This is a genomic window from Synechocystis sp. PCC 7339 (assembly GCF_019924095.1).
Classification (GTDB): Bacteria; Cyanobacteriota; Cyanobacteriia; order Cyanobacteriales; family Microcystaceae; genus Synechocystis.
Genome location: NZ_CP063659.1, coordinates 531913 through 557488, shown reverse-complemented (window position 1 = coordinate 557488; position 25576 = coordinate 531913). Strand labels below are relative to the sequence as shown.

Annotated in this window: 23 protein-coding genes; 6 read left to right on the top strand and 17 right to left on the bottom strand. The window is 49.4% G+C overall.

The window, feature by feature from the left end; translation table 11 throughout:
- Positions 1-7 precede the first annotated feature (7 nt).
- From IQE94_RS02565 to sipA, 6 genes are all read right to left on the bottom strand, one after another.
- Positions 8-835, bottom strand: coding sequence for a TPM domain-containing protein (locus IQE94_RS02565; RefSeq protein WP_223342653.1), 828 nt, complete (start codon positions 833-835; stop codon positions 8-10).
- 156 nt (positions 836-991) lie between these two features.
- Positions 992-3004, bottom strand: a complete 2013-nt coding sequence (tkt, locus tag IQE94_RS02560) for a transketolase (RefSeq protein ID WP_223342652.1) — start codon at positions 3002-3004, stop codon at positions 992-994.
- Between the two features lie 122 nt (positions 3005-3126).
- A complete protein-coding gene (fabF, locus tag IQE94_RS02555) occupies positions 3127-4377 on the bottom strand; it encodes a beta-ketoacyl-ACP synthase II (RefSeq protein WP_212715942.1) in 1251 nt (416 codons plus the stop codon).
- Positions 4378-4552: 175 nt separating this feature from the next.
- A complete protein-coding gene (acpP, locus tag IQE94_RS02550; protein ID WP_190596080.1) occupies positions 4553-4786 on the bottom strand; it encodes an acyl carrier protein in 234 nt (77 codons plus the stop codon).
- Positions 4787-4995: 209 nt separating this feature from the next.
- Entirely contained in the window at positions 4996-5421 is a 426-nt protein-coding gene (locus tag IQE94_RS02545) for a hypothetical protein (protein WP_212715941.1), read from the bottom strand.
- A 36-nt stretch (positions 5422-5457) separates the two neighbouring features.
- Entirely contained in the window at positions 5458-5703 is a 246-nt protein-coding gene (gene sipA / locus IQE94_RS02540) for a regulatory protein SipA (protein WP_212715940.1), read from the bottom strand.
- A 189-nt stretch (positions 5704-5892) separates the two neighbouring features.
- Between sipA and bfr the strand changes: the two genes are divergently transcribed.
- Positions 5893-6366, top strand: a complete 474-nt coding sequence (gene bfr / locus IQE94_RS02535; RefSeq protein WP_212715939.1) for a bacterioferritin — start codon at positions 5893-5895, stop codon at positions 6364-6366.
- 23 nt (positions 6367-6389) lie between these two features.
- Here the strand turns inward: bfr and IQE94_RS02530 are convergent, their stop codons facing one another.
- The 5 genes from IQE94_RS02530 to IQE94_RS02510 all read right to left on the bottom strand — a co-directional run bounded on the left by IQE94_RS02530 (position 6390) and on the right by IQE94_RS02510 (position 10500).
- Positions 6390-6980, bottom strand: a complete 591-nt coding sequence (locus IQE94_RS02530) for a short chain dehydrogenase (RefSeq protein ID WP_223342651.1) — start codon at positions 6978-6980, stop codon at positions 6390-6392.
- Between the two features lie 254 nt (positions 6981-7234).
- Positions 7235-7531, bottom strand: a complete 297-nt coding sequence (gene rplY / locus IQE94_RS02525) for a 50S ribosomal protein L25 (protein WP_041425930.1) — start codon at positions 7529-7531, stop codon at positions 7235-7237.
- 46 nt (positions 7532-7577) lie between these two features.
- The gene (locus IQE94_RS02520) at positions 7578-8909 is read right to left on the bottom strand and encodes an adenylosuccinate synthase (RefSeq protein WP_190596088.1); all 1332 of its coding nucleotides are present in this window, start codon (positions 8907-8909) and stop codon (positions 7578-7580) included.
- A gap of 119 nt (positions 8910-9028) precedes the next feature.
- Positions 9029-9190 carry a hypothetical protein gene (locus IQE94_RS02515; protein ID WP_223342650.1) on the bottom strand — a complete coding sequence of 54 codons (162 nt, stop codon included), beginning with the start codon at positions 9188-9190 and terminating at the stop codon, positions 9029-9031.
- A gap of 47 nt (positions 9191-9237) precedes the next feature.
- The gene (locus IQE94_RS02510; protein WP_223342649.1) at positions 9238-10500 is read right to left on the bottom strand and encodes an FIST N-terminal domain-containing protein; all 1263 of its coding nucleotides are present in this window, start codon (positions 10498-10500) and stop codon (positions 9238-9240) included.
- Between the two features lie 214 nt (positions 10501-10714).
- Here IQE94_RS02510 and valS point away from each other — a divergent pair, with 214 nt between their 5' ends.
- Positions 10715-13447 (top strand): valine--tRNA ligase, encoded by a 2733-nt coding sequence (valS, locus tag IQE94_RS02505; RefSeq protein WP_212715937.1) that lies wholly within the window; start codon positions 10715-10717, stop codon positions 13445-13447.
- Positions 13448-13766: 319 nt separating this feature from the next.
- On the top strand, positions 13767-14939 hold the full coding sequence (locus tag IQE94_RS02500) for an RNA-guided endonuclease TnpB family protein (RefSeq protein WP_212715935.1): 1173 nt from the start codon (positions 13767-13769) through the stop codon (positions 14937-14939).
- 55 nt (positions 14940-14994) lie between these two features.
- Here the strand turns inward: IQE94_RS02500 and nuoK are convergent, their stop codons facing one another.
- The 4 genes from nuoK to nuoH form a co-directional block, all read right to left on the bottom strand.
- Entirely contained in the window at positions 14995-15300 is a 306-nt protein-coding gene (nuoK, locus tag IQE94_RS02495) for an NADH-quinone oxidoreductase subunit NuoK (RefSeq protein ID WP_197525966.1), read from the bottom strand.
- 147 nt (positions 15301-15447) lie between these two features.
- Positions 15448-16044, bottom strand: a complete 597-nt coding sequence (locus IQE94_RS02490; protein ID WP_194014733.1) for an NADH-quinone oxidoreductase subunit J — start codon at positions 16042-16044, stop codon at positions 15448-15450.
- Between the two features lie 94 nt (positions 16045-16138).
- Positions 16139-16720 carry an NAD(P)H-quinone oxidoreductase subunit I gene (gene ndhI, locus IQE94_RS02485; RefSeq protein WP_212715933.1) on the bottom strand — a complete coding sequence of 194 codons (582 nt, stop codon included), beginning with the start codon at positions 16718-16720 and terminating at the stop codon, positions 16139-16141.
- 127 nt (positions 16721-16847) lie between these two features.
- Positions 16848-17966, bottom strand: coding sequence for an NADH-quinone oxidoreductase subunit NuoH (nuoH, locus tag IQE94_RS02480; RefSeq protein ID WP_212715931.1), 1119 nt, complete (start codon positions 17964-17966; stop codon positions 16848-16850).
- Positions 17967-18218: 252 nt separating this feature from the next.
- On the opposite strand from nuoH, the gene IQE94_RS02475 reads away from it, so the two are divergent.
- Entirely contained in the window at positions 18219-19343 is a 1125-nt protein-coding gene (locus IQE94_RS02475) for a quinone-dependent dihydroorotate dehydrogenase (protein WP_212715929.1), read from the top strand.
- 51 nt (positions 19344-19394) lie between these two features.
- Positions 19395-20891 carry a magnesium-protoporphyrin IX monomethyl ester anaerobic oxidative cyclase gene (gene bchE / locus IQE94_RS02470; protein WP_223342648.1) on the top strand — a complete coding sequence of 499 codons (1497 nt, stop codon included), beginning with the start codon at positions 19395-19397 and terminating at the stop codon, positions 20889-20891.
- A 284-nt stretch (positions 20892-21175) separates the two neighbouring features.
- Here the strand turns inward: bchE and IQE94_RS02465 are convergent, their stop codons facing one another.
- Positions 21176-21619: a response regulator gene (locus tag IQE94_RS02465; protein WP_212715927.1), complete on the bottom strand. Its 444-nt coding sequence runs from the start codon at positions 21617-21619 to the stop codon at positions 21176-21178.
- Positions 21620-21633: 14 nt separating this feature from the next.
- Complete coding sequence (locus IQE94_RS02460) at positions 21634-23880, bottom strand: ATP-binding protein (protein ID WP_212715926.1); 2247 nt, start codon at positions 23878-23880, stop codon at positions 21634-21636.
- Positions 23881-24311: 431 nt separating this feature from the next.
- Here IQE94_RS02460 and IQE94_RS02455 point away from each other — a divergent pair, with 431 nt between their 5' ends.
- On the top strand, positions 24312-25574 hold the full coding sequence (locus IQE94_RS02455) for a gamma-glutamyl-phosphate reductase (RefSeq protein ID WP_223342647.1): 1263 nt from the start codon (positions 24312-24314) through the stop codon (positions 25572-25574).
- Positions 25575-25576 lie beyond the last annotated feature (2 nt).

Here is a 25576-nt window from a genome sequence, read left to right as displayed (position 1 = left end):
CGAATGCTTAAGTTTGGGGATTATTGTTGATTTGGCTAAACATGGGGGAAAGGTACGCCACCAAAACCCCGAGGCTAAAGCCCATCAAATTACGGAACAGGGGCAAAAAGTCGCTGGTGCGAGTTACCACAGGGCCAATGCCAAAGGCGATCACTAAAATTCCCCACAGGGGCGACATAATTAATACCCATTGCCAAGCAAAGGTCTGATTCGGCGATCGGGGAATGGCCGCAAAACCAAAAATTAATCCCCCCACAATGGACGTTACCAAGGTTAAAATCCACTGTTCCCTGGGTAATCCAGGCACAACGTTACAACCCCCTTTGACCAGACAGCCCTTAACGGTCTCCAAGGCTTTGGTAATGGCTAAATTTTCTCCGTTATCCCGAATATAGTATATATTGCCGAAGCGAGCCTGCATCTCAATCCAAAAGGTGCGGGGCATCAGCTCATACACCTCATCCCCAATACTAAAAGCTAATAGGTTACCCCCCCTGCCATCGGCCACCAATAAAATACTTTTGTCGTCCAGACCCCAAAAAGGAATCACTGCCCGCCCCGGACTACGGTCGTATTGGGTTAAGACCCGCAATTTCCATCCCGTTTCCACCTCAAAGCTGTTCAGATCGTCAATTAACTGAGCTTCTTGGATTTCCGGTAAAAAGTTGGCCAAGTCCACCACCGGAGTTTTTTTTTGCGGCAATAACTCGGGGTTATTTACTGCCTGGGCGGTGCCCACCGGTGCCCACCACAACACTAAAGACAAACTAGCGGCCAAAAGCCAGGCAAAATTTTTGCTGAAACGGTTAGCAGAGGACGGCAAATGGGCGGCCATAGAGTTTTTCTTTAAGTTTCTTCACAGTTGTTTACCTTATTTTAAGGTATTGCCTCCGTTAAATTTTCACACTGGCCGATCTTTTCTGCACAAAAAAAAGCCCCCTAACAATTAGGAGAGGGGACAGTGAGGAGTTTTAAGCTTGGGGGCGAGGGACTAGCTCAGGAGAGTTTTAGCTTTGGCCAGCACATTATCAACGCTGAAACCAAATTTCTCTAGGCAAACCCCACCGGGGGCCGAGGCACCAAATGTTTCAATACTAACTGTATCTCCTTCCGTGCCCACATATTTGTGCCAACCAAAGTTGGTGGCGGCTTCTACGGAAAGACGTTTGGTGACAGCCTTCGGCAGCACTGACTCTTTGTAGGCGGCGTCTTGGGATTCAAACAGCTCCCAAGAGGGCATGGAAACTACCCGGACTTTCTTGCCTTCGGCGGCCAACTTTTCAGCGGCGCTCACACAAAGTTGTACTTCGGAACCCGTACCTATCAAGATTAACTCAGGAGTCCCTTCGGAATCAACAATGGTGTAGGCTCCTTTAGCGACTCCGTCGAGGGAAGTTCCTACCAAGTTAGGTACAGCCTGCCGGGTGAGGGACAGGAGAGTGGGGGCATTTTCCTTGGCTTTGGCGATCGCCACTTTGTAAGCACCGGAGGTTTCATTCCCATCGGCGGGACGAATCACGGTCAAGTTGGGAATAGCCCGGAGGGAAGCCAACACTTCAATCGGTTGGTGGGTGGGGCCATCTTCCCCTTGGCCAATGGAGTCGTGGGTCATCACCCAAATTACCCCCGCTTCGGAAAGAGCAGAAAGGCGAATGGCGGCCCGCATGTAATCGGTGAAGATTAGGAAAGTGGCACCGAAGGGCAGTAAACCGGAACTGTGGAGGGCAATGCCATTACAGATGGCACCCATGGCGTGTTCCCGTACCCCAAAGTGGATGTTACGGTTTTGGTAAGCCCCTTTTTGGAAATCGCCGGAGCAGTGGAGTTCCGTCAAGTTGGAGTGGGTCAAATCCGCCGAACCGCCGATCAATTCTGGCAAAACGGGGGCTAGGGCATTCAAGCAACCCTCGGAATATTTACGAGTGGCTAAGCCTTTATCTGCAGGGGTGAAGCTGGACAAGTTCTTTTCCCAACCTTCGGGAAGCTTACCGCTCAGTTGCCGTTCAAAAGCTGCGGCCTCAGTGGGGTATTTAGTTTTGTACTGGGCAAAAGCTTGGTTCCATTCCGCTTCGTAGCTGGCGCCCCGGTCGATCGCTTTACGGGTGTAGTCCAACACTTCCTGGGGTACTTCAAAGGGGGCATAGTCCCAACCCAGATTTTTGCGGGTGGCTGCCACTTCATCGGTGCCCAACGCAGCCCCGTGAATGCCAGCAGTACCAGATTTTTTGGGGGCACCATAACCAATGACGGTAGTGACCTTAATCATGGTGGGTTTATCGGTTACGGCCTTGGCTTCTTCAATGGCCTTGGCGATCGCCGCTAGGTCAGTGTTGCCATCTTCCACATGGAGCACGTGCCAGCCGTAGGCTTCAAAGCGTTTGCTCACATCCTCGGTGAAAGCCACATCGGTGGAGCCATCAATGGAAATATGATTATCGTCGTAAAGAGCGATTAGTTTACCCAAGCCCCAATGGCCGGCAATGGAAGCAGCTTCCCCGGAAATACCTTCCATATTGCAACCATCCCCCAAAATCACATAGGTGTAATGGTCCACAATGGTGGCATCGGGCTTATTGTAGGTGGCGGCTAAATGGGCCTCCGCCAGGGCCAAACCAACACCATTGGCAATACCTTGACCCAGGGGGCCGGTGGTGACTTCCACCCCAGCGGTGAGGAAATTTTCCGGGTGACCGGGGGTAGAAGATTCCCATTGACGGAACTGTTTAATGTCTTCCATGGTCACACTGTCATAGCCCAGTAAATAGAGCAGAGCATACTGCAGCATGGAGCCATGGCCGGCGGACAACACAAAGCGGTCCCGGTTGAACCATTTCGGGTTCTTGGGGTTGTACTTCATGAACTTGTTCCACAGGGTAAAGGCCATAGGCGCTGCTCCCATGGGCAAGCCAGGGTGGCCAGATTTGGCCTTTTCAATGGCGTCAATGGCTAAAAAGCGAATGGCATTAATAGAAAGTTCGTCTAAGGACTGGGTAGCAACGACCATAATGTTTGGAAAAATAAACTAGCAATAATTGGGTCAATATCCACCGGGGGGCGGTAATGGTAGGGGCCAAGGCAGGCCAAATTGCTACCATCTTCCCACGGTTCGGGAAATTTTTTGGTGGGCTATTGATATTTTTTGAAGGCTAAGGTGACGTTATGGCCCCCAAAGCCAAAGGAATTGGACAGGGCCACATTTACTTTTAGGGCCCTACTTTGACCGGGCACATAATCCAAATCACATTCCTGATCCGGATTCTCTAAGTTAATGGTGGGAGGTATTTTGTCCTCGGCGATCGCCATTACAGTGGCCACCGCTTCAATGCCCCCAGAGCCGCCCAACAGGTGGCCGGTCATGGATTTGGTCGAGCTAACAGCAATATTGTAAGCATGATTCCCCAAAGCTTGTTTAATAGCTCTAGTTTCCGTCACATCGTTAGCTGGGGTACTAGTGCCGTGGGCATTGATATAACTTACTGCTTCCGGTTTCAAGCCCCCATCTTTTAGGGCCAAGGCGATTGCCCTGGTAGCCCCCCGACCATCAGGTACCGGTGCCGTGATGTGGTAAGCGTCACAGGTCATGGCATAGCCCACCATTTCCCCATAAATTTTTGCTCCCCGGGCTAAGGCGGATTCAAATTCTTCCAAAATCAAAATACCCGACCCTTCTCCCATGACAAACCCATCTCTATCCTTGTCAAAAGGACGACTAGCGTGGAGGGGATCATCGTTGCGGAAAGATAAAGCCCGAGCTGAAGCAAAACCGGCATAACTCAGGGGAGTGATGGCCGCTTCTGTTCCGCCACAAATCATCGCCTTGGCATAGCCATTTTGCACCAGACGGAACGCATCCCCAATGGCATTTGAACCGGCCGCACAGGCAGTCACAGTGCAGTTGTTGGGGCCCTTTGCCCCTAGGTTAATGGCAGTTAACCCCGAAGCCATGTTGGCGATCATCATCGGAATCATAAAAGGACTGCAACGGCTGGGCCCCTTATCTAACAGGATAGTTTGTTGATCTTCCAACACTTTCAAACCACCAATGCCTGTACCGATTAATACCCCAATTTCATCGGCATTGAGATCATTAATGACCAACTTAGCGTCATTGATTGCCTGTTGGCTGGCACAAACCGCAAAATGACAAAACCTGTCCATGCGCTTAGCTTCCTTGCGGTCAAGAAACTGGGTTGCATCAAATCCCTTAACTTCCCCCCCAAAGCGACAGGCTTGGTCACTGGCATCGAAACGGGTAATGGGGCCAATGCCATTGCGACCTTCCATTAAGCCTTGCCAATAATCTTGGAGGGTATTACCAATGGGAGTGATGGCTCCCAATCCCGTTACAACAACACGTTTTTTTTCCAAATTTGCCATGGTACTTAATAGATAAAATCGGGGGAGGGACTCCCCTAGGGTTCTCCGCAAAAATACAGCGATGGGGTTAGACCCTGGCCCAGAGGGCAAACCGGCTGGCCCAAACAGCAGCTTAAACCTTCTGGGAAACGGGCTCCAAAGGCCTATGGGGGGGAGTAGAGGCTATGGCCGAAATTTATTTACTTTCGATGTGCTCAACGGCTTTACCCACGGTGTCAATGGTTTCTGCCACTTCATCAGGAATTTCAATATCAAACTCTTCTTCCAGGGCCATGACTAATTCCACGGTGTCGAGGGAATCGGCCCCTAAATCTTCGGCAAAGGTAGCGGAGGGGGTCACTTTATCGGGATCCACTTCCAACTGTTCCACGACGATTTTTTTTACTTTTTCAAAAATTTCTTGATTCATTACAATACCTTTAACTATAGAAGAAGATTTTGGAAGCTGGGTCAACGGCCGATCGCCAGCAAAACGGGGGACAGCTAGGGGGCTGTCGCTTAGCCGCTTGGTTAGCAATGCACTCAATTGTTCAGCGTTAACTATCTTAACGGAAAGGTATCCCTTGCACTAGATGCTTCTCCTGTCCATGGACACAAAACAGTTCCTAACAAGGGACTCTATTCTCCCCAGTGGGGCAAAATTTTTTCTATGTAGCTCAATCGAGCCAGGGCAAAGAGAATGGGGCGCCAATTTTTTTGCTTGGTGTCCCCCAGGCACAGTAATTGTTCCTTGGTGCAACCGATGCGGCCAGGGCTGGAGGAAAATGTTAATAAAGGGTCGATCGCCAAAACTGCACTTTTTTTCTCCGGCACAATGCAAAACTCATAGCCTTGGGAACGTTTACCATCCTCCGGGCCAATCAATCCATGGACGTCGATGGCCCCCAGGGGAAATTGAATTTTGTCCAAAGTATTAGGTACTGGCGCTGCCGAAGGCCAAGGCTCAGCGGCGATCGCCCCAGGAATACTGCCATAACCTCCACTAAGGCTAAAGCCAGATATGGTTAAAATTGACAAAAAAAGATTATTTGCGGTTAATGCCATACATTAAGACTGAATTTGGGCATTTTTCCAATTCATTTAACCAGAAACTTCGTTTTTTTTCTCTTGGGGCGTAATTACTTCTAAATATTGACTTTCCAAAAGGAAAATGCCCCGGTCAAACTTGACCCCCCAATAACCCGCCGGCCGACGATCCACCACCATTCCCTCCGCGGCGATCGCCAACAAATCCGGGGGACGGAGCATGGGCATGGGGTCAGCTGTTTTTAGATAGGGGGGACGGGAAATTAAACGAACTTGAGCACCGACAAACAAATCAGCCATAATTGGTTCAGTTTAGGGTTAGGGGGGAGAAATGGATTTGGAGGGAAAAGCAATTTTTCCAGGGGCAAAACATTAAAACAATTTAAACAATTTGTTGCTGTTGGGGTAAATAAACCCGTCACTGAACCGTGAATGGGTAAAAATGGAGACGACAACATCAAACAAAACTCCACATCAGAGGATAACAGTATGGAAGGCAACCTAGAAGTCAGACAACATCTCAACCAAGCGTTAAAACTGCAACTTACCGCCATTAACCAGTATTTTCTCCATGCCCGCATGTGCAAAAATTGGGGACTAAATCACCTCAATAAGTACGAATACAAGGTATCCATCAAGGCCATGAAACAGGCCGATAACCTGATCGAGCGGGTTTTATTTTTGGAAGGACTGCCCAATCTACAGAATTTGGAAAAACTTCTCATTGGTGAAACGGTACCGGAAATCCTGGCCAATGACCTGACCTTGAACCAGGGCATTAGGGCTGGTTTAGTCAACAGCATTGCTTTCTTTGAAGTCCAACGGGATTATGTAAGCCGAGACGTTTTGTCGGAAATTCTTGAGGAAACCGAAGAACAAATTGATTGGTTGGAGTCCCAGCAATGGCTAATCAGCAATTCTGGACTGGAAAATTATCTCCAATCCATGATGGGGGAAGAGTAAACTAAGATATGGTTACTTGGTTACTACGGATAGAGCACCTCTCCGGTCATAGTGCCTTCTAGGCTATGAACATAGGCTTGGGCCACCGTTGCGGCTGGTAATCCGTTGCCCAGGGGCATTCCTAGTGAGAGCAAGGTTTCGTTGACCCAGGGAGGACTAACAACGTTAATGCGAATTCCTCTCGGGGCTTCCAATGCCGCTGCCCGCACAAAGCCTTCCAACCCAGCATTGGTGAGACTGACAGCACTGCCTCCGGGAATGGGTTTTTGGGACAAAACCCCGGACGTAAGAGTAATACAACCATTGTCCGTCAGCGCCTGTAAACCATAGCGGATCAGATTGACCTGTCCCATGAGTTTGCTGCCCAGGCAAAATTCAAAATCTTGGTCCGTCAGATCGGCCAGGGGCTTCAACCGAGTTTCCCCTGCCGCCGGAACGATAGCGTTTAATACCCCTACCTGTTCAATCAAAGCCTGGATAGACGCTGGATCAGTGAGGTCTACCGAAAAATGACTGCCCTGGCGACTGGCCTGTAACACTTCGTGTTTACCTTGAAGACTGGTGACAATAGCCTTGCCGATGGTACCGGTGGCGCCAATGATCAGGATGCGCATGGAAAAATCTTGTGGGAGATTATTCTTAGTCCAGTCTGGCACTGTACCACTGTCCCCCGCAACCCACAACAATTCACCATGGGGTAAAAACTCATTAAGCTGCCAATAAAAAACTCCCCCTAATCTGGCCGACTAAGGGGACGCGTAAATTCAGGGTTGAGATTTGGACAAAGTCCGTCAACATCCCCAACCCAACTATTTTTTCTAATGCTTTCTAACGTGTTTCATCATCCCCAGGAACCTAGGGAATACCGTTATTTTTTACCGGCAAAAAAAGCCAAGTGGTAAAGATTCCGGCGCCAGGGATGGCACTGAATTTCCTGAACTACCGCTTCCCCTTCCCAGGAAAGATGGGGAATTTTAACTTCGATGGGGGTTTCTTTAACGGTGACACTCCGCAACATAGTAATAGCTGTTTTGTGGTCTACCACCAGGGAAATGGACTCAGCACCATTGTGACCATAGAGGGTGGCGGGAATTAAACCTTCCCGACGCAAGGCTCTAGGGTTGACTTTTTCGGGGCGTTGTTGACATTCAATGGAAAGGGCCATGGTAATACTCGTAAAAATAATAATCAGGGTTAACAAAGGGGCAATCCTAAGCCACTGGGTCGCCATTGGCATGGAGCAAGGCTCGTTTTGGTCCATGGATGGGGTCTTCGACAATAATTGTCTGATCCCGACTGGCCCCCAGGGAAACAATGGCGATCGGCACCTCCATTAATTCCGCCAGGAACTTCAAATAGTCCAGGGCCTGGGGAGGCAAATCCTCCAGGGTGCGACATTCCTCTGTGGAACATTGCCACCCAGGGAGGGTTTTATAGATGGGCTGACACCGGGCAAATTCCGCCGCGTTGCCGGGGAAATGGTCACAGGTTTTGCCATCTAGTTCATAGGCAACACAAACCTTAATTTCCTCCAGTTGGTCTAGCACATCCAGTTTGGTGATGGCCAAACAATCTAAACCGTTAATACGCACGGCGTAGCGCCCAATCACCCCATCAAACCAGCCACAGCGTCGCCGCCGACCAGTGGTGGTGCCAAATTCCGCTCCCCGGTCACAGAGATGTTGGTTTAGTTCTCCATCCAATTCGGTGGGAAAGGGGCCTTCTCCCACTCGAGTAGTGTAGGCTTTGGCGACGCCGATGACCCGGTCAATCATAGTGGGGCCGATGCCAGCGCCCACACAGGCTCCCCCTGCAATGGGATTGGAGGAGGTGACGTAGGGATAGGTGCCGTGGTCTAGGTCTAGGAGGGTGCCCTGGGCCCCTTCAAAGAGAATGTTTTTCCTTTGATGTATGGCCTCGTAAATTTTCAGGGAACTGTCCACCACATGGGAGCGTAGGCGATTGGCGTAGGTGGTGTATTCTGCGATCACTGTTTCCGGATCCAGGGGAGGCAGGTCGTAGAGTTTATCTAAAACAACGTTTTTATACTCAACGGTCCAAAGCAATTTTTTCCGGAGAATTTCGGGGTTCATTAAATCCACCACCCGAATTCCCATGCGCTCTGATTTATCGGCGTAGGTTGGGCCAATGCCTCGCCCAGTGGTGCCAATTTTATGTTCTCCCCTTTTTTCCTCCGATGCCTGGTCTAGCAAACGATGGAAGGGCATGGTCACATGGGCAGTCTGGGAAATATACAGGCGATCAAGGGAAACATCTAACGCTTCCAACTGGTCAAATTCCTGCAATAGGACTTTGGGGTCAATGACCGTCCCCGAACCGATGATACATTCTGTATCTGGATAGAGAATACCCGAAGGAATGAGGTGGAGCTTAAAAGTCTGATCGTTAACTACAATTGTGTGGCCTGCGTTTACTCCCCCCTGGGGCCGCACCACCACATCCGCTGATCGACTTAATAAGTCGGTGATTTTACCTTTTCCCTCGTCGCCCCACTGAGCGCCGATAACAATAACGTTAGCCAAGAGCTTTTATTATAAGAAAGTTCACACAAACTATCACTATTGCACTTTTGGGGATTGGTGTCAATATTTCCAGTCTTGTCCTTTCAGAAAGCATCAATCTACTTTTGTGGATCCTTTAGTTAGCCTTGGTCGACAAAAGCCGGTTCCCCTTCAATCAGGCTTAGGTAGATAGCAGGGTACCATTCCAAAACTTTTCCCAGGGCATAAACTGCATCTTCGTAATTTTTTTGCAGTACTTGGCAAAGGGCAATTTCATAACAGCTATAGTTTATAGTCGTCATCCACTTCCACGTCCAAAGCCCGATGGTAAGAGGCGATCGCCGTTCAATTAACTAGCTCTGTGAACAATGGCAAAAGCAGAAGTGTAGCCATGTAAAAAGGTTTGACTGCCCACCTGGCCAATTTCACCATTACAAAAGAAACCCCCCAGGGCTATCCCCGGAAAATATTGCCCGAACACTTGGCTGTCAAAGTTGGGGGTACCATACAGGCCATAGCCTCTGCCCAAACAGGAAAACATCAACGCCCCGATCGCCGTGGTGGGGGACTGAGTTGGTTCGCCGTCAGTGTAGTGGCGCAATAAAATTCGCAGATCATCGGCGGAAGTTTCCCGGTCCCGGAGGTGGAATTGTAGCCTCTGGCCTTTTCTGACCCGGTCTCCAATGGCGATCGCCCCTTGACGGGGATCCACCCCCAATAAATTACGAATTAAAAAATCCCCCGGCTGGAGAGTCAGCTTAAATTCATCGTTGGCCACGCCGACAAAGAGGGAACTTTGGGCCAATTCCTGATCCTTGAGGCTGAGGGTGGGAATCAGTTTTTGCAGACTGGCCAGGGGACTTTCCAACACCACCGTGCCACTGTCTGTATCTTTGCCTTCTATTTCCGTGATGATATTTCTTTCTCCCTGGTTAACCACAAACGGTTCACCGATGGGCCGACAGCCCTGGGCTAGCACACTACCGAGACGAATATTACCCGCCAGAGCAACCCCAATGAAACCTTCCCCGTAGCGTCCACTGGCATGGTGGGGAGATTGCAAAAATAAACTGCCCCCCATGGCCATATTTTCTCCACTGGCTAAGCCCCCCACTTTTGTTGCCTGGGGATAGGCAAAATCTAGCCCGGCTAAAAAGTCCGTTATGCCTGCCGCCATTGGGTCAGCCAAGATCAGGAAATCGGCTCCACTGGCAGGATCGACGTCGACCAAATCCACCCAACTTTGGGGCGATGCGTCCAAATCAGGTAACTCTTCCCCATGGACATAGAACGGAGTCACCGTTACCCCTGGCAACCTGGCCACCGTTAGGCTCAGCGCCACTTTTCCTTCCACTTCCTGCACCGCATCGGGATCTGCCATACCAATGATGCCTCCCCCCAAACAACCAATCAAGTTGGGCACTGACAACTTTTCTTGCACCAGGGGCATTAACCGGGCCGCATCGGAAGCAAAGCTAGAAGAAAGGAACAAAATTGCTAAATCCCAATCCCCCTGCCCTGAACCACTCACCTTGGCGATCGCCTCATCCAATGCCCCCTCCAGGGATGGCCTGGTAGAAAGGGCATTAACCCACTGCAAAGAATGTGTCATGGCAAAAATAAAGTAATTGGATACTCGACCGAATTCCAACGGTTGCTGAAAACCTTGCCCAAAATTGAGACTGGTTCAGACTACCATCGTAACTTCTCGGATCAAATTGCAGAAAACCATGGGGGAAATTTTGCCCTAGCCCAACCTTAGCCTCACCAATTCCCCCTCCTAACCTATGGCAAAATGATGAAGGCCTAACAGTGAACTCCACCCCATGACCACCTCCCTGCCTCCCCAATACGATCCCACCGTGACCGAAGCCAAATGGCAAACAGCTTGGGAAGAAAGTCATGCGTTTCAAGCCGATCCTCAAGCCCCAGGAGAACCCTATTGTGTGGTAATTCCTCCCCCTAATGTGACAGGCAGTTTGCACATGGGCCACGCCTTTGAGAGTTCCCTCATTGATACTTTAGTGCGTTACCACCGGATGCGGGGGGACAACACTCTCTGGTTGCCGGGGACTGATCACGCTAGCATTGCTGTACAGACTATTTTGGAGCGTCAGTTAAAAGCGGAGGGAAAAACTCGGCATGACCTGGGACGGGAGGAGTTTTTAGAGCTAGCTTGGCAATGGAAAGCGGAGTCCGGCAGTACCATTGTCAATCAACTGCGCCGCTTAGGAGTTTCCGTGGACTGGACTAGGGAAAGGTTCACCATGGATGAAGGACTTTCCCAAGCAGTCAAAACGGCATTTATTAGGTTGTACGAAGAAGGGTTAATTTACCGAGGAAATTATCTGGTCAATTGGTGTCCGGCCTCCCAGTCAGCGGTATCGGATTTGGAAGTGGAAAACCAAGAGGTGGACGGTCATCTCTGGTATTTCCGTTATCCCCTCACCGACGGCAGTGGAGAAGTAGTGGTGGCTACCACCCGACCAGAAACCATGCTGGGAGATACGGGAGTGGCGGTTAATCCCCATGATCAACGCTATGCTGCCATGGTGGGCAAAACCATCACCCTACCTTTAATGAATCGGGAGATTCCCATTGTGGCCGATGAGTTGGTGGATCCAGAATTTGGCACCGGCTGCGTGAAAGTAACTCCTGCCCACGATCCCAACGATTTTGTCATGGGGCAACGGCACAATTTACCTTTTATTAATCTGCTCAACAAAGACGGTTCCCTGAATGAGAATGGTGGGGACTTTGCTGGTCAAGACCGCTTTGAAGCCCGCAAAAATGTGGTGCAAGCCCTAGAAGCCCAGGGTTTTCTCGTCAAAATTGAACCCTATCGTCATTCCGTCCCCTACAGTGACAGAGGTAAAGTGCCAGTGGAGCCGCTGTTATCCACCCAATGGTTTGTCAAAATCGAAAGCCTGGCCCAGAATGCCCTGGCCTGTTTGGATGAGGACAATTCTCCTAATTTTGTGCCGGAACGGTGGGGTAAGGTTTATCGGGACTGGTTGGTAAAACTCAAAGATTGGTGTATTTCCCGGCAACTGTGGTGGGGTCATCAAATTCCCGCTTGGTACGTTGTCAGTGAAACCAATGGAGCAATTGCCGATAATACCTCTTTCATTGTGGCCTATGATGAGGCGGAAGCCTTAGCTAAAGCGGAAGCAGAATATGGCCCGACGGTGCAATTGCAACAGGACCCCGATGTGTTGGACACATGGTTTTCTTCGGGGCTATGGCCCTTTTCCACCATGGGGTGGCCCGAACAGACCGATGATTTAGCTAAGTATTACCCCACCAGCACCCTAGTAACGGGTTTTGACATTATCTTTTTCTGGGTGGCCAGGATGACCATGATGGCGGGCCACTTCACTGGACAAATGCCCTTTAAGGATGTCTATATCCACGGCTTGGTGCGGGATGAAAATGGCAAAAAAATGTCTAAGTCTGCCAATAACGGCATTGATCCCCTGTTGCTAATCAATAAATATGGCACCGATGCCCTGCGCTACACTCTGATTCGGGAAGTGGCCGGGGCAGGTCAGGACATTAGCCTGCAATACGATCGCCAAAAAGACGAATCGGAGTCGGTGGAAGCGTCCCGTAACTTTGCCAATAAACTGTGGAATGCGGCTCGATTTGTGATGATGAACCTGGATGGTCAAACTCCGCAGCAATTGGGTCTAGCCGCCGTGGAAAATCTGGAATTGGCGGACAGGTGGATCCTCTCCCGTCTAAATCAAGTTGTTCAGCAAACCCGTGGGCAAATAGAAAATTATGGCTTAGGGGAAGCGGCTAAAGGTCTATACGAGTTCATTTGGGGCGATTTTTGCGACTGGTACATTGAGCTAGCTAAACCCAGACTCTGGAATAAGGAAGGGGGCGAAATTGGTAAACAACGTCAACAGGTAGCCCGCCAAGTTTTGGCCCACACGTTGGACAGCATTATTAAGTTGCTCCATCCCTTTATGCCCCACATTACCGAGGAACTATGGCAAACTCTGCACCAGGCCGAGGGAGAATTTCTCGCGTTGCAAAACTATCCAGAGGTAATTCAGTCCCTAATCGATCCAGGGTTGGAAGCTCAGTTCGACCTGTTGATCAATACCCTCCGCACCATCCGCAATCTCCGCGCGGAAGCGGGCATTAAACCAGGGGACATAGTCACAGTTATCCTCCAAAGTGAAAATGACCAGGAACGACAAACCCTACAACTAGGGGAAACCTATATTCAGGACATCGGCAAAGTGGAAAATCTCCAGGTTGTGCCCCAACTCCCCCCAGAACAAACCCAGGCGATCGCCGGAGTGGTGGACACAGTCCAGGTATTGATTCCCCTGTCCGGACTAGTGGACTTGGATATTCTCCGCAATAAAATCCAAAAAACCTTGGACAAAGTCAGCAAAGAATATGAAAGCATCGAAAAACGCCTCAGCAATCCCGGTTTTGTCAATAAAGCACCGGAGGAAGTAATTGCCGGAGCTCGGGAATCCCTCAACGCCGCTGCTGTTCAACGGCAAATGCTCCAGGAACGACTGAAAATGTTGGGCTAAAAAAGCTTGTGGTGCCCTTTCAGATCAATCTTTGGATCAAAACAGAGCACCACTTTCAGCTTATTTATCGTTATCCAAGAGCTTGTTTAAAAAGTCATGATCCGCCCCCTAAATATCCTCACTAAAGCGTCGGCAAGTTTGGGGGAATTTGAACACTATTGACCCCAGAATTGGGAGGCTAGGGGGGGTAAAACACTTTATCGACATATGGCACGGGAAAACCCAGTCCTTTAGGGCTGGGATGCGCCGAGTGCCTTAATTCCTTGCTAGTCAGACTCATGCCACCCAATATTACAAGCAAGGTGTTAAACTGTAAGGTATGGAAAAGTCACACCGCTACCGCTTCTACCCGACACCGGAACAAGAGAATCTCTTGCGCCGCACGTTGGGTTGCGTAAGGTTGGTGTACAACAAGGCTCTCCATGAACGAACCCAGGGGTGGTACGAGCGTCAAGAACGCATCGGCTATAACGAAACATCCTTAATGTTGACTGGATGGAAAAAAGAGGAAGAATTAGACTTTCTTAATGAAGTGAGCTCCGTTCCTCTTCAACAAGGTCTGCGGAATCTTCAAACTGCTTTCACTAATTTCTTTGCGGGTCGGGCGAAATACCCCAACTTTAAGAAGAAACATCAAGGAGGTAGTGCAGAATTCACAAAAGCCGCATTCCGATTTAGGGATGGGCAAGTTTACTTAGCCAAGTGTTCCGAACCTCTGGATATTCGCTGGTCAAGGCAGATTTCGAAAGGGTGTGAACCAACCAGTCTAACAGTGCGGCTCCATCCATCAGGCCGGTGGCATATTGCCGTTCGTTTTGATGACTTAACCATCAAACCATTACCTGTTAATAGCAATGCCATTGGTATTGATTTAGGGGTAACAAGCTTGATTGCTACCAGTAATGGTGACAAGATTGCCAACCCTAAACAATTCAGGAAGCATCACCGTCGTTTGAATCTGGCGCAAAAACGCCTTGCCCGTAAACAAAAGGGGTCTAAGAATAGGGAGAAGGCACGACGTAAAGTTGCCAAAATTCACCTTAAAATTACTGATTCCCGTAAAGATTTCTTCCATAAATTGACTACTCAACTCGTTCGTGAAAACCAAACGATTGCAGTTGAGGATCTCTCCGTCAAAAATATGGTCAAAAACAGAAAACTCGCCTTCTCCATTAGCGATAGTGGCTGGGGCGAGTTTGTTCGTCAATTGGACTATAAATGTCGTTGGTATGGAAGGAATCTGGTCAAGATTGACCGTTGGTTCCCTTCTTCCAAGCGATGTAGTTCCTGTGGGCATATCGTCGATAAGATGCCCTTGAATATTCGCTCTTGGCAATGTCCAAGTTGTGGGACAACCCATGATCGTGACATCAATGCTGGGAAGAACATTTTGGCGGCAGGGCTTGCCGTTTCAGTCTGTGGAGCGACCGTAAGACCCGAACAGAGTAAGTCTGTGAAGGTAGGTGCTATGAAGCAGAAACCTAAGTCGTGAGTCTTAGGAATCCCCGTCCCTTGCGGCGGGGAGGATGTCAAAATCCTGATATCTTCTACCACTTCAGTAGATTAAATTGTTCCATATCGGTTGTTTCCCGGTTGCGGTAAATGGCCAGCACGATCGCCAGACCCACAGCAGCTTCAGCGGCGGCAATGGTAATGACAAAAATAGCAAATACCTGGCCCCGAATGTTGCTGGGATCAAGGTAATTGGAAAAGCCCATCAAGTTGAGGTTAACTGCGTTCAGCAACAATTCAATGGACATCAACACCCGCACGGCATTACGGCTAGTGATGAGACCATAAATGCCAATGCAAAACAGGGCGGCCGCTAGAATCAAGCAATATTGGAGTTGCAAATGCATAGTGGGGTAAGGGAAATTTAACTAGAGTTAATGAATAAAATCGTAAATAAAATTAGGTTAGAGAGGAAGATTTTTGCTTAAATTTTGCCCAATCAACCGGCCGGGCTCAAAAAACTCCCACTAACCTTCGTTAGCCAACGCCTATTTGGAGGCAGAAGTTAACTCCCGGGGACGCTCTGGCAAAGTGAGTGCAGTGGAGGTTTTATCTTCCTGGGATAGTTCGGGAATTAGGTCCCGACGGGCCAAAATAATTGCCCCCACCATAGCCATCAAGAGCAGAACGGAAGCCAACTCGAAGGGCAGGAGGTAATCACTGAAAAAGTGTTTCCCAATGGTGACCAGGGTGTTCTCCACAAAAGGCCCCGTTTCATTAATTTGCCAAGGAGTAATTAACACCATGGTGCTCAACAGGGCAAAGATGCCGGCACAGACCAGGGCGGTGGAAAGATTTCTCAGCCAACGACCGGGAATTTTGGAAAAATCTTCCCGTTTATTGACCAACATAATGGCGAAAAGAATAAGTACGCTAACCGCTCCCACATAAACCAGCACTTGGGCCGCCGCTACAAAATCCGCATTGAGCAGGATATAAATACCCGAAATACTAAGGAAGACCCCCCCCAACAGGAAGGCAGAATAAACAATATTAGAGAGCAGTACGACCCCCAGGGCCGCCCCAATGACTAAAAAAGCCAGTATTAAGAAGGATATGTACTGAACACCTTCAGCTAAATTCACAGTGGTTAATCTCCTAGGTAGGGATAGTGGAAGAACAAAATCAGGTCACAACGAGTTTACTTTAACGGGTAAAGCCAAGGAATAAAGCACAAATTTATTCCGCTTTCACCAAATCTTCCGGATGCTGTCCGGCCCGTTGACTGTCTTTAGGCAAATCATGGGGTTCTAGCACTCCTTTGGGCAAATAGCCTAGCTCCCGCAGGGGGGTCACCATCGGATCTTCAGTTACTTTATAGGGCAACCTGCCCAAGGCGACGTTGTCATAATTCAGATCATGGCGATCGTAGGCCGCCAACTCATATTCCTCTGTCATGGAGAGACAGTTGGTGGGACAGTACTCCACACAGTTGCCGCAGAAAATACAAACTCCGAAGTCGATGCTGTAATGTTTGAGTTCTTTTTTCTTAACTGTCTTGTTAAATTCCCAGTCCACCACTGGCAAGTTAATGGGACAGACCCGCACACAAACTTCACAGGAAATGCACTTATCAAACTCAAAATGAATTCTGCCCCGGAACCGCTCCGAAGGAATTAGCTTTTCGTAGGGATATTGCACTGTGACGGGCCGACGACTCATGTGGTCGAAGGTAACTGCTAACCCCTGACCGATGTACTTAGCCGCTTGCAAACTCTCTTTAGCGTAGTCGCCAACCTGCTTGAGAATATTGTTGAACATAGCTTTCAGAAGGGAAAAGGGTAGAGGGTAAAAAGTCAAACAAACCTAGAGGCAGTTGGAAAAAGTTAGAAGCCGGAATCAAGCAATATCAGTTATCTCGAAACCCATCTGCACCGCCCCGTCGAAACTAACCGCCAAAGGCCATGGGAAAGGTCAACTTCAGTCCAGCGGTAATTAGAAGGTTTGCTAGGGCAACGGGCAGTAAAAATTTCCAGCCTAGGTTCAATAATTGGTCAATCCGCACCCTGGGCACAGTCCAGCGCAGTAGGATGGCAATGAAGATCAGAAAATAGGATTTCAATACCGTCATGGTGATACCTAGGGCTGCCATTATCACCTGTAACCAGGAAGTGGTGGGTACAACCCCCAGCCAATCAGCCACATTTTCTAGGGGAATGGGGAAATCCCAACCGCCCAGATAGAGTACCGAAAATACCAGGGCAGAAAGTACAAGGTTAACGTAGGAACCAAGGTAGAACAAGGCGAATTTCATCCCAGCATATTCGGTCTGATAACCTGCCACCAATTCCTCTTCAGCTTCTGGTAGGTCAAAGGGTAGGCGTTCACATTCTGCCAGGGCCGCAATCCAAAAAATTAGGAAGCCCACTGGCTGACGCCAAATATTCCACCCCAAAATGCCGTAGCCAGACTGTTGTTCAACAATATCGATGGTGCTGAGGCTGTTGGACATCATCACGATCGCTAACACCGCTAGGGAGAGGGGAATTTCGTAGCTAATGGACTGTGCCGCCGCCCTTAGCCCCCCCAAAAGGGAGTACTTATTGTTGGAAGCGTAACCAGACATCAACAGCCCAATGGGCGCAATGCTGGACAGGGCAATCCAGAGAAAAATACCAACGTTAATGTCGGTGATGACCAAATTCTGGCCGAAGGGAACAATGAGATAGGAAAGGAAAACCGGTAGTACCACCAGCACGGGGCCAATGGTAAATAACCAAGGGTCAGCCTTGGCCGGCACCACATCCTCCTTAAACACCAGCTTGATGCCATCGGCCACAGGTTGTAACACCCCCAAGGGACCGGCGTATTCTGGCCCAATCCTCTGCTGAGCGGCGGCGGAAATTTTTCTTTCTAGCCAAACCACCACTAACACCCCCACGGTGGCTCCGATGATCATCAAAATGGAGGGAAGGGGAATCCAAAACAGCTTCGCTAATCCTGGGGGCAGGCCGAAACCTTGCAGTGACTGAAGAAAACTATTCTGAAGATCAATGCCTGAAGTCATGGTGCCGTCCGCTGGGAGGGTTGAAATGAGTAACTGAGTCTCAACTCAGCAAGCTTGCCGATTATTGTAATGAAATTTACCTGCTTAGTATAGTCCCAATAGCTTTGATGGTTATGATTGGGATTCTTGAAGTGTGTCGCTATTTTTCGGGCAATGGTGCTCTAGTTCTTTGATGCTTCTAGGGGCTTTCCTACCATTGAAAGGCATCTAGTAACCAGTCCTGTCCCCATCAAAACTCCCTTTTGCCGGCCTATGTTGCGTTTTGCTCGTTCTCTCTATCCCCTGATTTTATGGGTAACCAAAAATGATCCGGAAAAGGGTCATCAACGCCTTATCCAAATTTTAAAAAAAGTGGATATCATGCATCGCCATGGCTTTGCTGTGACCATGGAACAACTGGAGCAAGCTTTTACCCATTCAGACCCCCGTTTACAACAAACTTGTTGGGGCTTGAATTTTTCCAACGTGCTCGGTCTCTCCGCCGGCTGTGATAAAGAGGGAGAGGCCGCCGCTGTTTGGCCTGCATTGGGTTTTGGTTTTGCAGAATTGGGAGCTGTGACCAAACATGCCCAACCGGGCAATGACCGTCCCCGCCTGTTTCGTCTACCGCAAGACCAAGCGGTGCTTAACCGTTTGGGAGCCAATAATGAAGGGGCTGTGGCCATGGCGGCGAAGTTGAAACGTACCTGGGAGTACTATCCCCGCACCATTCCCATTGGCATTAATCTCTGTAAATCAAAAATTACCCCCCTCGACCAAGCGGTGGATGATTACGTTTTCAGCTTCCAGACTTTGGCCCCAGTGGCGGATTATTTTGTGGTCAATGTCAGTTCTCCCAACACCCCTGGGTTGCGTAGTTTGCAGGAATCCGATGAGTTGCTCCGCATTTTTGCTGGCTTGCAATCAGCGAATCATTGGCAAAAGCCAATTTTGGTGAAAATTTCTCCGGATCTTTCCTGGGAGGCGATCGCCGTCATCATTGATTTAGTCAAAGAACATAACTTAGCGGGCATCGTGGCCACCAACACCAGCACCCGGCGATCGGGGTTAAAGACAAAAATTTTGCCCCAAACCGGCCAACCCATAGAAGAGGAAGCCGGAGGACTGAGTGGTCAACCAATCCGAGACCGGGCCACAGAGGTAATTCGCTATATTTATCAACAAACCGGCGGCACCATTCCCATCATTGGTGTGGGGGGCATTTTCACCGCTGAGGATGCCTGGGAAAAAATTCAAGCAGGGGCAAGTTTGTTACAGCTTTATACGGGCTGGATTTATGGGGGTCCCTGGGTAGTCCCGGATATCTTGCAGGGCTTGGGGGAAAAGTTAGCGGCAGAGGGTTTTTCCCATATCAGCCAAGTAGTGGGATCAGAATAGACATACCTAACCTAGACAGAGATTTTGCATTGTCGTTAATGTAGACCTTACATGCGCATCCTCATTGTCAATCCACCCCATCCAGCCATTGGCAGCCGTATTCCGCAGGAGCAACTTCCCCCCCTCGGACTTTTGTTAGTGGGCGGTTCTTTATTGGATGCTGGCCATGATGTCACTCTGGTTGATGCCGAACTTGGCCCCCTTTCCCATGGTGAGATTGTTGGAAAAGTTTTTACCCACCAGCCCCAGATTCTCCTGATCGGCCACTCCGGTTCCACCTCAGCCCATCCAATCGTGGTCGAATTGACCCGTCGCTTCCGCAGGGAATTACCAAACCTCATCATTGTCTACGGTGGAGTTTTTCCGACCTATCATTTTCACGACATACTCACCCAAGAACCCCAGATTGATGTCATTGTTCGTGGCGAAGGCGAAGCCACCGTTCCTAAGCTGATAGCTGCCATTGAGAACGGCGATAACCTTGCCAACGTAGAAGGCATTGCTTTCCGCTCCCATGATCAGATTGTTGAGACCTTACCTGCTCCGATGATTCAAGATTTAGATGCCTATCGAGTTGGTTGGGAACTCGTTGATCTAAAAAAATATAGCTACTACGGTGGCAAGCAGGCCGTTGTTATGCAGTTTTCCCGAGGGTGCCCGCATCTATGCAATTACTGTGGACAAAGGGGTTTCTGGGCTCGCTGGCGACACCGTGACCCAAAGAAATTTGCCAAGGAAATTGCCTGGCTCCATCACACCCATGGCGTCGAATTGTTCAACTTGGCCGACGAAAATCCAACAGTCAATAAGGCCGTGTGGCGGGAACTATGCAAAGCTATCATTGCCGAAAACCTACCGGTCACCATTATCGGTTCGACCCGTGCAGATGACATTGTAAGGGATGCAGATATCTTACATTTGTACCGCCAAGCAGGGGTAGAGAGGTTTTTACTGGGTATGGAAAATACCGATGAATCCACACTCAAAAAAATTCGAAAAGGAAGTAAGACAACCACCGACCGTGAAGCTATCCGCCTACTGAGACAACACGGCATTCTTTCCCTCGCTACGTGGGTAACTGATTTTGAAGAGGTCACCGACCGGGACTTCATCCATGCCCTCAGACAGTTGCTTTGGTACGATCCAGACCAAATTATGTCGTTGTATGTGACGCCCCATCGCTGGACTGGGTATTATCGCATCGCTTCTGAAAGGCGAGTCATTCAACTCAATCAGAGTAAGTGGGACTATAAGCACCAAGTGTTAGAAAACCGTTACATACCGGCTTGGCGCATTTTTCTATGGGTGAAATTCATTGAAATTATTTTGCAAACTCGCCCTATAGCGTTATGGAGATCATTCTTCCAGCCAGATCGGGCTTCACGCCATGGAATGGGTTGGTTTACCCGTATGGGACGGCGCGTTTTAATCCATGAATTGCGAAACTTCTTCTTCGGCGATTTTCGGGTTAGCAACGGGCCAACACTGGAACAATTCTGGGGTGCCCCCCAGGACCACCAAGAAATTCCCCTCAGCATATCTCGTTAGGGGAGACTGAGTTTTTGTCAAGCTTAAGCAGATTTAGGATACAACAAAAAGTACTAAGAGCAATTGCCTTTCAAGGTCGAGAGATGATGTTGTTATGAATTTAGCTCTGATTCTTTCTCCTGGATTAACCCGTAGTCAATCTTCGCAAGTTATTGATTGGTTGGTCTAATTTTTATTGGCCCGCGTCTGAGCTTGGCATCGTTTCAAAACGGAGTGACCTATCCATTTCTAGATAAAGCACACGGTTAATTATGTCTTTTGCCACCAATGACAATGCGCTGGGGTTAACTGGCCGGTAAGGTAACCGTTTCCAGCCAAAAGGACTCAATACCTTGCACCATTTTAAATAAATCCTTCAAATTGCGCGATTTGGTGAGATAACAATTGACATGAAGTTCATAGCTGGCGATTACATCATCCTCATTGTGGGAAGTAGTTAATACCACCACGGGAATTCTTTTCAGGGCCGGGTCTTGCTTAATTTCTGCCAACACCTCCCGGCCATCCTTTTTGGGAAGGTTTAAATCTAACAAAATTAGGTTGGGGCGGGGGGAGTTTTCGTATTCCCCCTCTTGTTGTAAAAAAGCCATGGCCACCAAACCGTCCCGGAGAATGATCAGTTCGTGGTCAATGGTGCTGGTTTTCAAGACTTCCTGCACAAGGCGACTGTCGGCTTTGCTGTCTTCCACCAGCAGAATGACCTTGGGGGGATTAGATTCATCGGACATGGTTCAATACCTTTTTAGTTGCCAATGGGGATAGAGAAGTAGAATGTGGAGCCCTCCCCTGGGTTGGACTCTACCCAAATTTTTCCTTGATGGCCTTCGATAATTTTTTTGCAAATAGCCAGACCCATGCCGGTGCCTTTATACTCGTCTCTGGTGTGGAGTCGTTGGAAAATAACAAAAATGCGCTCGAAGAATTGGGAATCAATGCCAATGCCGTTATCTTGGACCGCAAATACCCAGGCATCCTCCCGGCGATCGCCCCAGATTTTAATTTTGGGTGACTTCTCCCCGGCAAACTTGATCCCATTAGCGATCAGGTTTTGGAACACCTGCATGAGCTGGATTTGATCTGCCATTACTGCGGGCATGGAACCAACTTCAATTTCCGCTCCGCTTTCTTCAATCCGCTGCGTCAGGTTAGCCAGGGCTTTATCCACCACTTCCTGCACGTCGGTGAAAGTTAGTTGGGCATACTGGGTATCCACCTTGGCATAGGTCAAAATATCGTCAATCAGGGTCTGCATCAGGGAAACCCCTGTTACGGCAAAGTCAATGAAGTCCTTAGCGTCTTCGTCCAAAGCTTCGCTGTAGCGCATTTCTAGCAGTTGCACATAGTTACTGACTTGGTTGAGAGGTTCTTGCAAATCATGGGAGGCAATGTAGGCAAATTTCTTGAGGTCAGCGTTGGATCGTTCCAAGTTGCGGGCTAGCTGGGCCAATTCTTCCGCCTGGCGCAAAATTAAGTTGACGATCGCCTTTTTCAGGGCCAGAGCACTCTGAATTTCCACCGCTTGCCACGGTAGGGATTGCAGTCGGACAATTTCTTTCCAGAGGTCAAAGGACTGCCGGGGATGGAGTTCGATTTTTCCGTCTTCCTGGGTGGCTTCGTAGGCATGGTGAGGATCTCCCCCCCAATTAACCGTTTGCAATACTTCGGGGCGGAACCAGAGCAAAAAGTTATGGCGGGCAATGGGAATGGCCAATAAACCGCTGGCTACGGATTTAAAGTTAACGGCATCGGGGTAAATTTGTGACAGGGAGGAGGTGAAAAACACGTCCTGGACTTCCCGATTTTCCAGCCATTGCAGTAAATACCGTACTGCCTTCTCGTCCGGGGTTTCCCCAACCAAAATTAATTTTTCTCCAAAGCAAATGGCAGCCCCCTGGGAGCCCGTTAGTCCCAACAGGCGATCGGGGTTATTAGTTAATCCTTCGACGAAATCCCCCGCCGTGGTCATTTTGTCCAACAAAACCGCTTCATGCTCCGCCAATTGCACCCGGTAATCGAAGGTTTCCGTATCTTCCTGGGCAGAAATGTTACTAAACACTACCCGACCAAAAAATTCGCAGGCTTTACGCAGTTCAAAGGGAATTACCTTGGGCGTTTGATGGTGGCAGGCAATGAGGCCCCAGAGATGGCCGTCCTTAATTAGGGAAATGGTCAAAGAAGCCCCCACCCCCATATTTTTCAGATAGGTGAGATGGCAATGGTAGGCACTGCGGAGAATGGATTCTGTTAAATCCACCGCTCGGTTGGTGCGGGGATTAACGGCGGGGGTTAGGGGCACTGCCACGCCATAAACATCGGGAATAACTCGGATGGGGTTATGGATAAATAACCGACGAGCGGGCTGGGGAATGTCCGATTCAGGATAATGCAGACCCAAATAGGGTTCCATATCATCCCGTTTATCTTCGGCAATGACGTCACCGTGGTTATTTTCATCAAAGCGGTATAGCATCACCCGATCAAAGCCGGTCATACGACGTACTTCTTGGACGATGACATCGTAGAAATCCCGCAGATTAGCTTGTTGGCGCAACCGATTGAGGGCGGTGTTGGCCATGTGGTAAAAACCGAGGAACGGTAGATTATCGGAGGTGTAGGCTGGTTCTAGTTCACACACCAATAGACCGTCGCTGTTGCGGTGAAAAACCCCATCGAAAATGACAAAGTCATCCCCCATTACCCGTGCCCACAATTTACTGGGGTTGAGGCTGCTGATTTGTCCGGCCGTTAGGCGACTCTGGATGGGCTCAATCTGAAAGCTATCAAATACTTCCCCTAGGCCTTTGCCCAACAGTTCCTCTGGCGATCGCCCCAAAATACCGGTGCAGTTGGCACTAATTTGGCTGATGATCAGATCCGGTTCCTGCAAGACCACCACTAAACCGTGGGGCTGAATTAGGTGAGCGGTATGGATGGCAAGGGTTTCGAGCTGACGGAGGGACTGGTCGCTGAGTTGTAGGGTAGTGGCCATGGGCTTTTTCTTTTTCCATCTATGGGTGAGGCTGATGTCAATCACGACCGAGGCCGCGACTTTGGCTTTAACTGGCTTGCAACAATGCTGGACTAACTGATAATTCCATCTCCGTCACTGGAGTAATAATGACTGAATATTCTGGGTGCTTTTATCCTAACGGAGCTTTTTTATTTCCCAACCGCAACGTTACACAACGAAACCGTTTCGCAATTTTTCTTAATGATTAGCTAGATAATCAACGGTTCGAACTGGCCCTTGGCAATCGCCATTTTGACTAAATCTGAGCTTTGATTGTTTAATTGTCTGTAACTGTCAATCTAGTAATTGGCTCCCCCTGGCCCTTTGGTTACCTTGGCTGGGTCTCCGTCAAACAACCTGTCTGAAATAAACCCATCTTTGCAGGCGGGCTTTGCCCCCTAGAATTTTCGATGACTAGCGACGATGCCGCGGCCGGTTTAGTAAGGGTTCTCGATTCTGCCCAGGGAGCTTTCCTTGCCCTCGATTCCTATGGCGGCAATGACCGGAGTCGGGCAGTGTTGGCCATGGCGGAGGTATTGGAGCGTTCCTTTGCCCAAATTTTGGAAGCCAATACCTTGGATTTGGTGGTTAGTCGGGAAATGTCCGTGGCGGATTGTCTCTGTGAATGGCTCAAGCTCACCCCGGAAAGGTTACAAAATACGGTGGCTATCCTGAAGCGTTTAGCTGCCCTGCCTGATCCCCTCCAGCGGGTGATGGCTTCCCCCTACCAATTTAACCTGGCCCAGACCTATTGCCAGTTGATGCCCCTGGGAGTAGTGGCCCTGGTCTATGAGGCTTTTCCTGAATTAGCGGCGATCACTGCAGGCTTTTGCCTGAAAACCGGGAACAGTCTAGTTTTGAGGAGTTGCGGTGCCTCTAGCCATTCCGCCGCGGCCATTTGTGAAATTTTGCGGGAAGGTTTACTGGATGCAGATTTACCGGTGGACAGTGTTAACCATATTGCCAGCGAAACGCTACCTAATGTGCAGGATTTAGTGGGCAGTGCCAGCCAGCTTAATTTGGTTATTCCCTACGGCCGCCCCAGTTTTGTGGAACAAATTAGCCAACAATGTACCCCCCCGGTGTTGAGGGCCGCCATGGGTAACTGTTACCTCTACTGGTCTAGTAAGGGGGATCTGGAAATGGTGCGGCAAATGATCATCGACAGCCATGTGGGACATCCAGATCCGGTCAATGCCATTGAAAAAGTCCTGGTTAGTCCGGGGCAAAATCCAGCGCCGTTGGTACGACTGTTGAATAACCTACAGGCCAAGGGCTTCAAGCTCCGGGGAGACAGTGAACTCTGTGAACAATTTCCCGACCACCTTACCCTGGCCAAGGAGAACGAATGGGGTAAGGCTTACCTAGACCGGACAGTGGCCTTCCGCACCACCCAGAACCTGAAAACGGCGATCGCCTGGATCAATAGCCATAGCAGTGGCCACGGGGATTGTATTGCCACCGACTCCTACCAGGAAAGTCGACAGTTTTCCATGGGGGTGGACAGCGCCCTAGTTTATGTCAATATTCCGCCCTCTTTCTGTCGCAATCCCCACCAGGGGGAATCATTATTTTTGGGGGTATCGAGCCAAAAAGGTCAACGGCGGGGCCTAATTGGCTTAGAAGCATTTATGACTCCCAAGCAAATTGTCCAGGGGGAAAGTCGCAGTTGAGC

Bases quoted from the DNA above. Each gene is read 5' to 3' on its own strand.
- IQE94_RS02565 (WP_223342653.1), bottom strand. From the start codon at position 835: ATGGCCGCCCATTTGCCGTCCTCTGCTAACCGTTTCAGCAAAAATTTT.
- tkt (WP_223342652.1), bottom strand. From the start codon at position 3,004: ATGGTCGTTGCTACCCAGTCCTTAGACGAACTTTCTATTAATGCCATT.
- fabF (WP_212715942.1), bottom strand. From the start codon at position 4,377: ATGGCAAATTTGGAAAAAAAACGTGTTGTTGTAACGGGATTGGGAGCC.
- acpP (WP_190596080.1), bottom strand. From the start codon at position 4,786: ATGAATCAAGAAATTTTTGAAAAAGTAAAAAAAATCGTCGTGGAACAG.
- IQE94_RS02545 (WP_212715941.1), bottom strand. From the start codon at position 5,421: ATGGCATTAACCGCAAATAATCTTTTTTTGTCAATTTTAACCATATCT.
- sipA (WP_212715940.1), bottom strand. From the start codon at position 5,703: ATGGCTGATTTGTTTGTCGGTGCTCAAGTTCGTTTAATTTCCCGTCCC.
- bfr (WP_212715939.1), top strand. From the start codon at position 5,893: ATGGAAGGCAACCTAGAAGTCAGACAACATCTCAACCAAGCGTTAAAA.
- IQE94_RS02530 (WP_223342651.1), bottom strand. From the start codon at position 6,980: ATGCGCATCCTGATCATTGGCGCCACCGGTACCATCGGCAAGGCTATT.
- rplY (WP_041425930.1), bottom strand. From the start codon at position 7,531: ATGGCCCTTTCCATTGAATGTCAACAACGCCCCGAAAAAGTCAACCCT.
- IQE94_RS02515 (WP_223342650.1), bottom strand. From the start codon at position 9,190: ATGACGACTATAAACTATAGCTGTTATGAAATTGCCCTTTGCCAAGTA.
- IQE94_RS02510 (WP_223342649.1), bottom strand. From the start codon at position 10,500: ATGACACATTCTTTGCAGTGGGTTAATGCCCTTTCTACCAGGCCATCC.
- valS (WP_212715937.1), top strand. From the start codon at position 10,715: ATGACCACCTCCCTGCCTCCCCAATACGATCCCACCGTGACCGAAGCC.
- IQE94_RS02500 (WP_212715935.1), top strand. From the start codon at position 13,767: ATGGAAAAGTCACACCGCTACCGCTTCTACCCGACACCGGAACAAGAG.
- ndhI (WP_212715933.1), bottom strand. From the start codon at position 16,720: ATGTTCAACAATATTCTCAAGCAGGTTGGCGACTACGCTAAAGAGAGT.
- nuoH (WP_212715931.1), bottom strand. From the start codon at position 17,966: ATGACTTCAGGCATTGATCTTCAGAATAGTTTTCTTCAGTCACTGCAA.
- IQE94_RS02475 (WP_212715929.1), top strand. From the start codon at position 18,219: ATGTTGCGTTTTGCTCGTTCTCTCTATCCCCTGATTTTATGGGTAACC.
- bchE (WP_223342648.1), top strand. From the start codon at position 19,395: ATGCGCATCCTCATTGTCAATCCACCCCATCCAGCCATTGGCAGCCGT.
- IQE94_RS02465 (WP_212715927.1), bottom strand. From the start codon at position 21,619: ATGTCCGATGAATCTAATCCCCCCAAGGTCATTCTGCTGGTGGAAGAC.
- IQE94_RS02460 (WP_212715926.1), bottom strand. From the start codon at position 23,880: ATGGCCACTACCCTACAACTCAGCGACCAGTCCCTCCGTCAGCTCGAA.
- IQE94_RS02455 (WP_223342647.1), top strand. From the start codon at position 24,312: ATGACTAGCGACGATGCCGCGGCCGGTTTAGTAAGGGTTCTCGATTCT.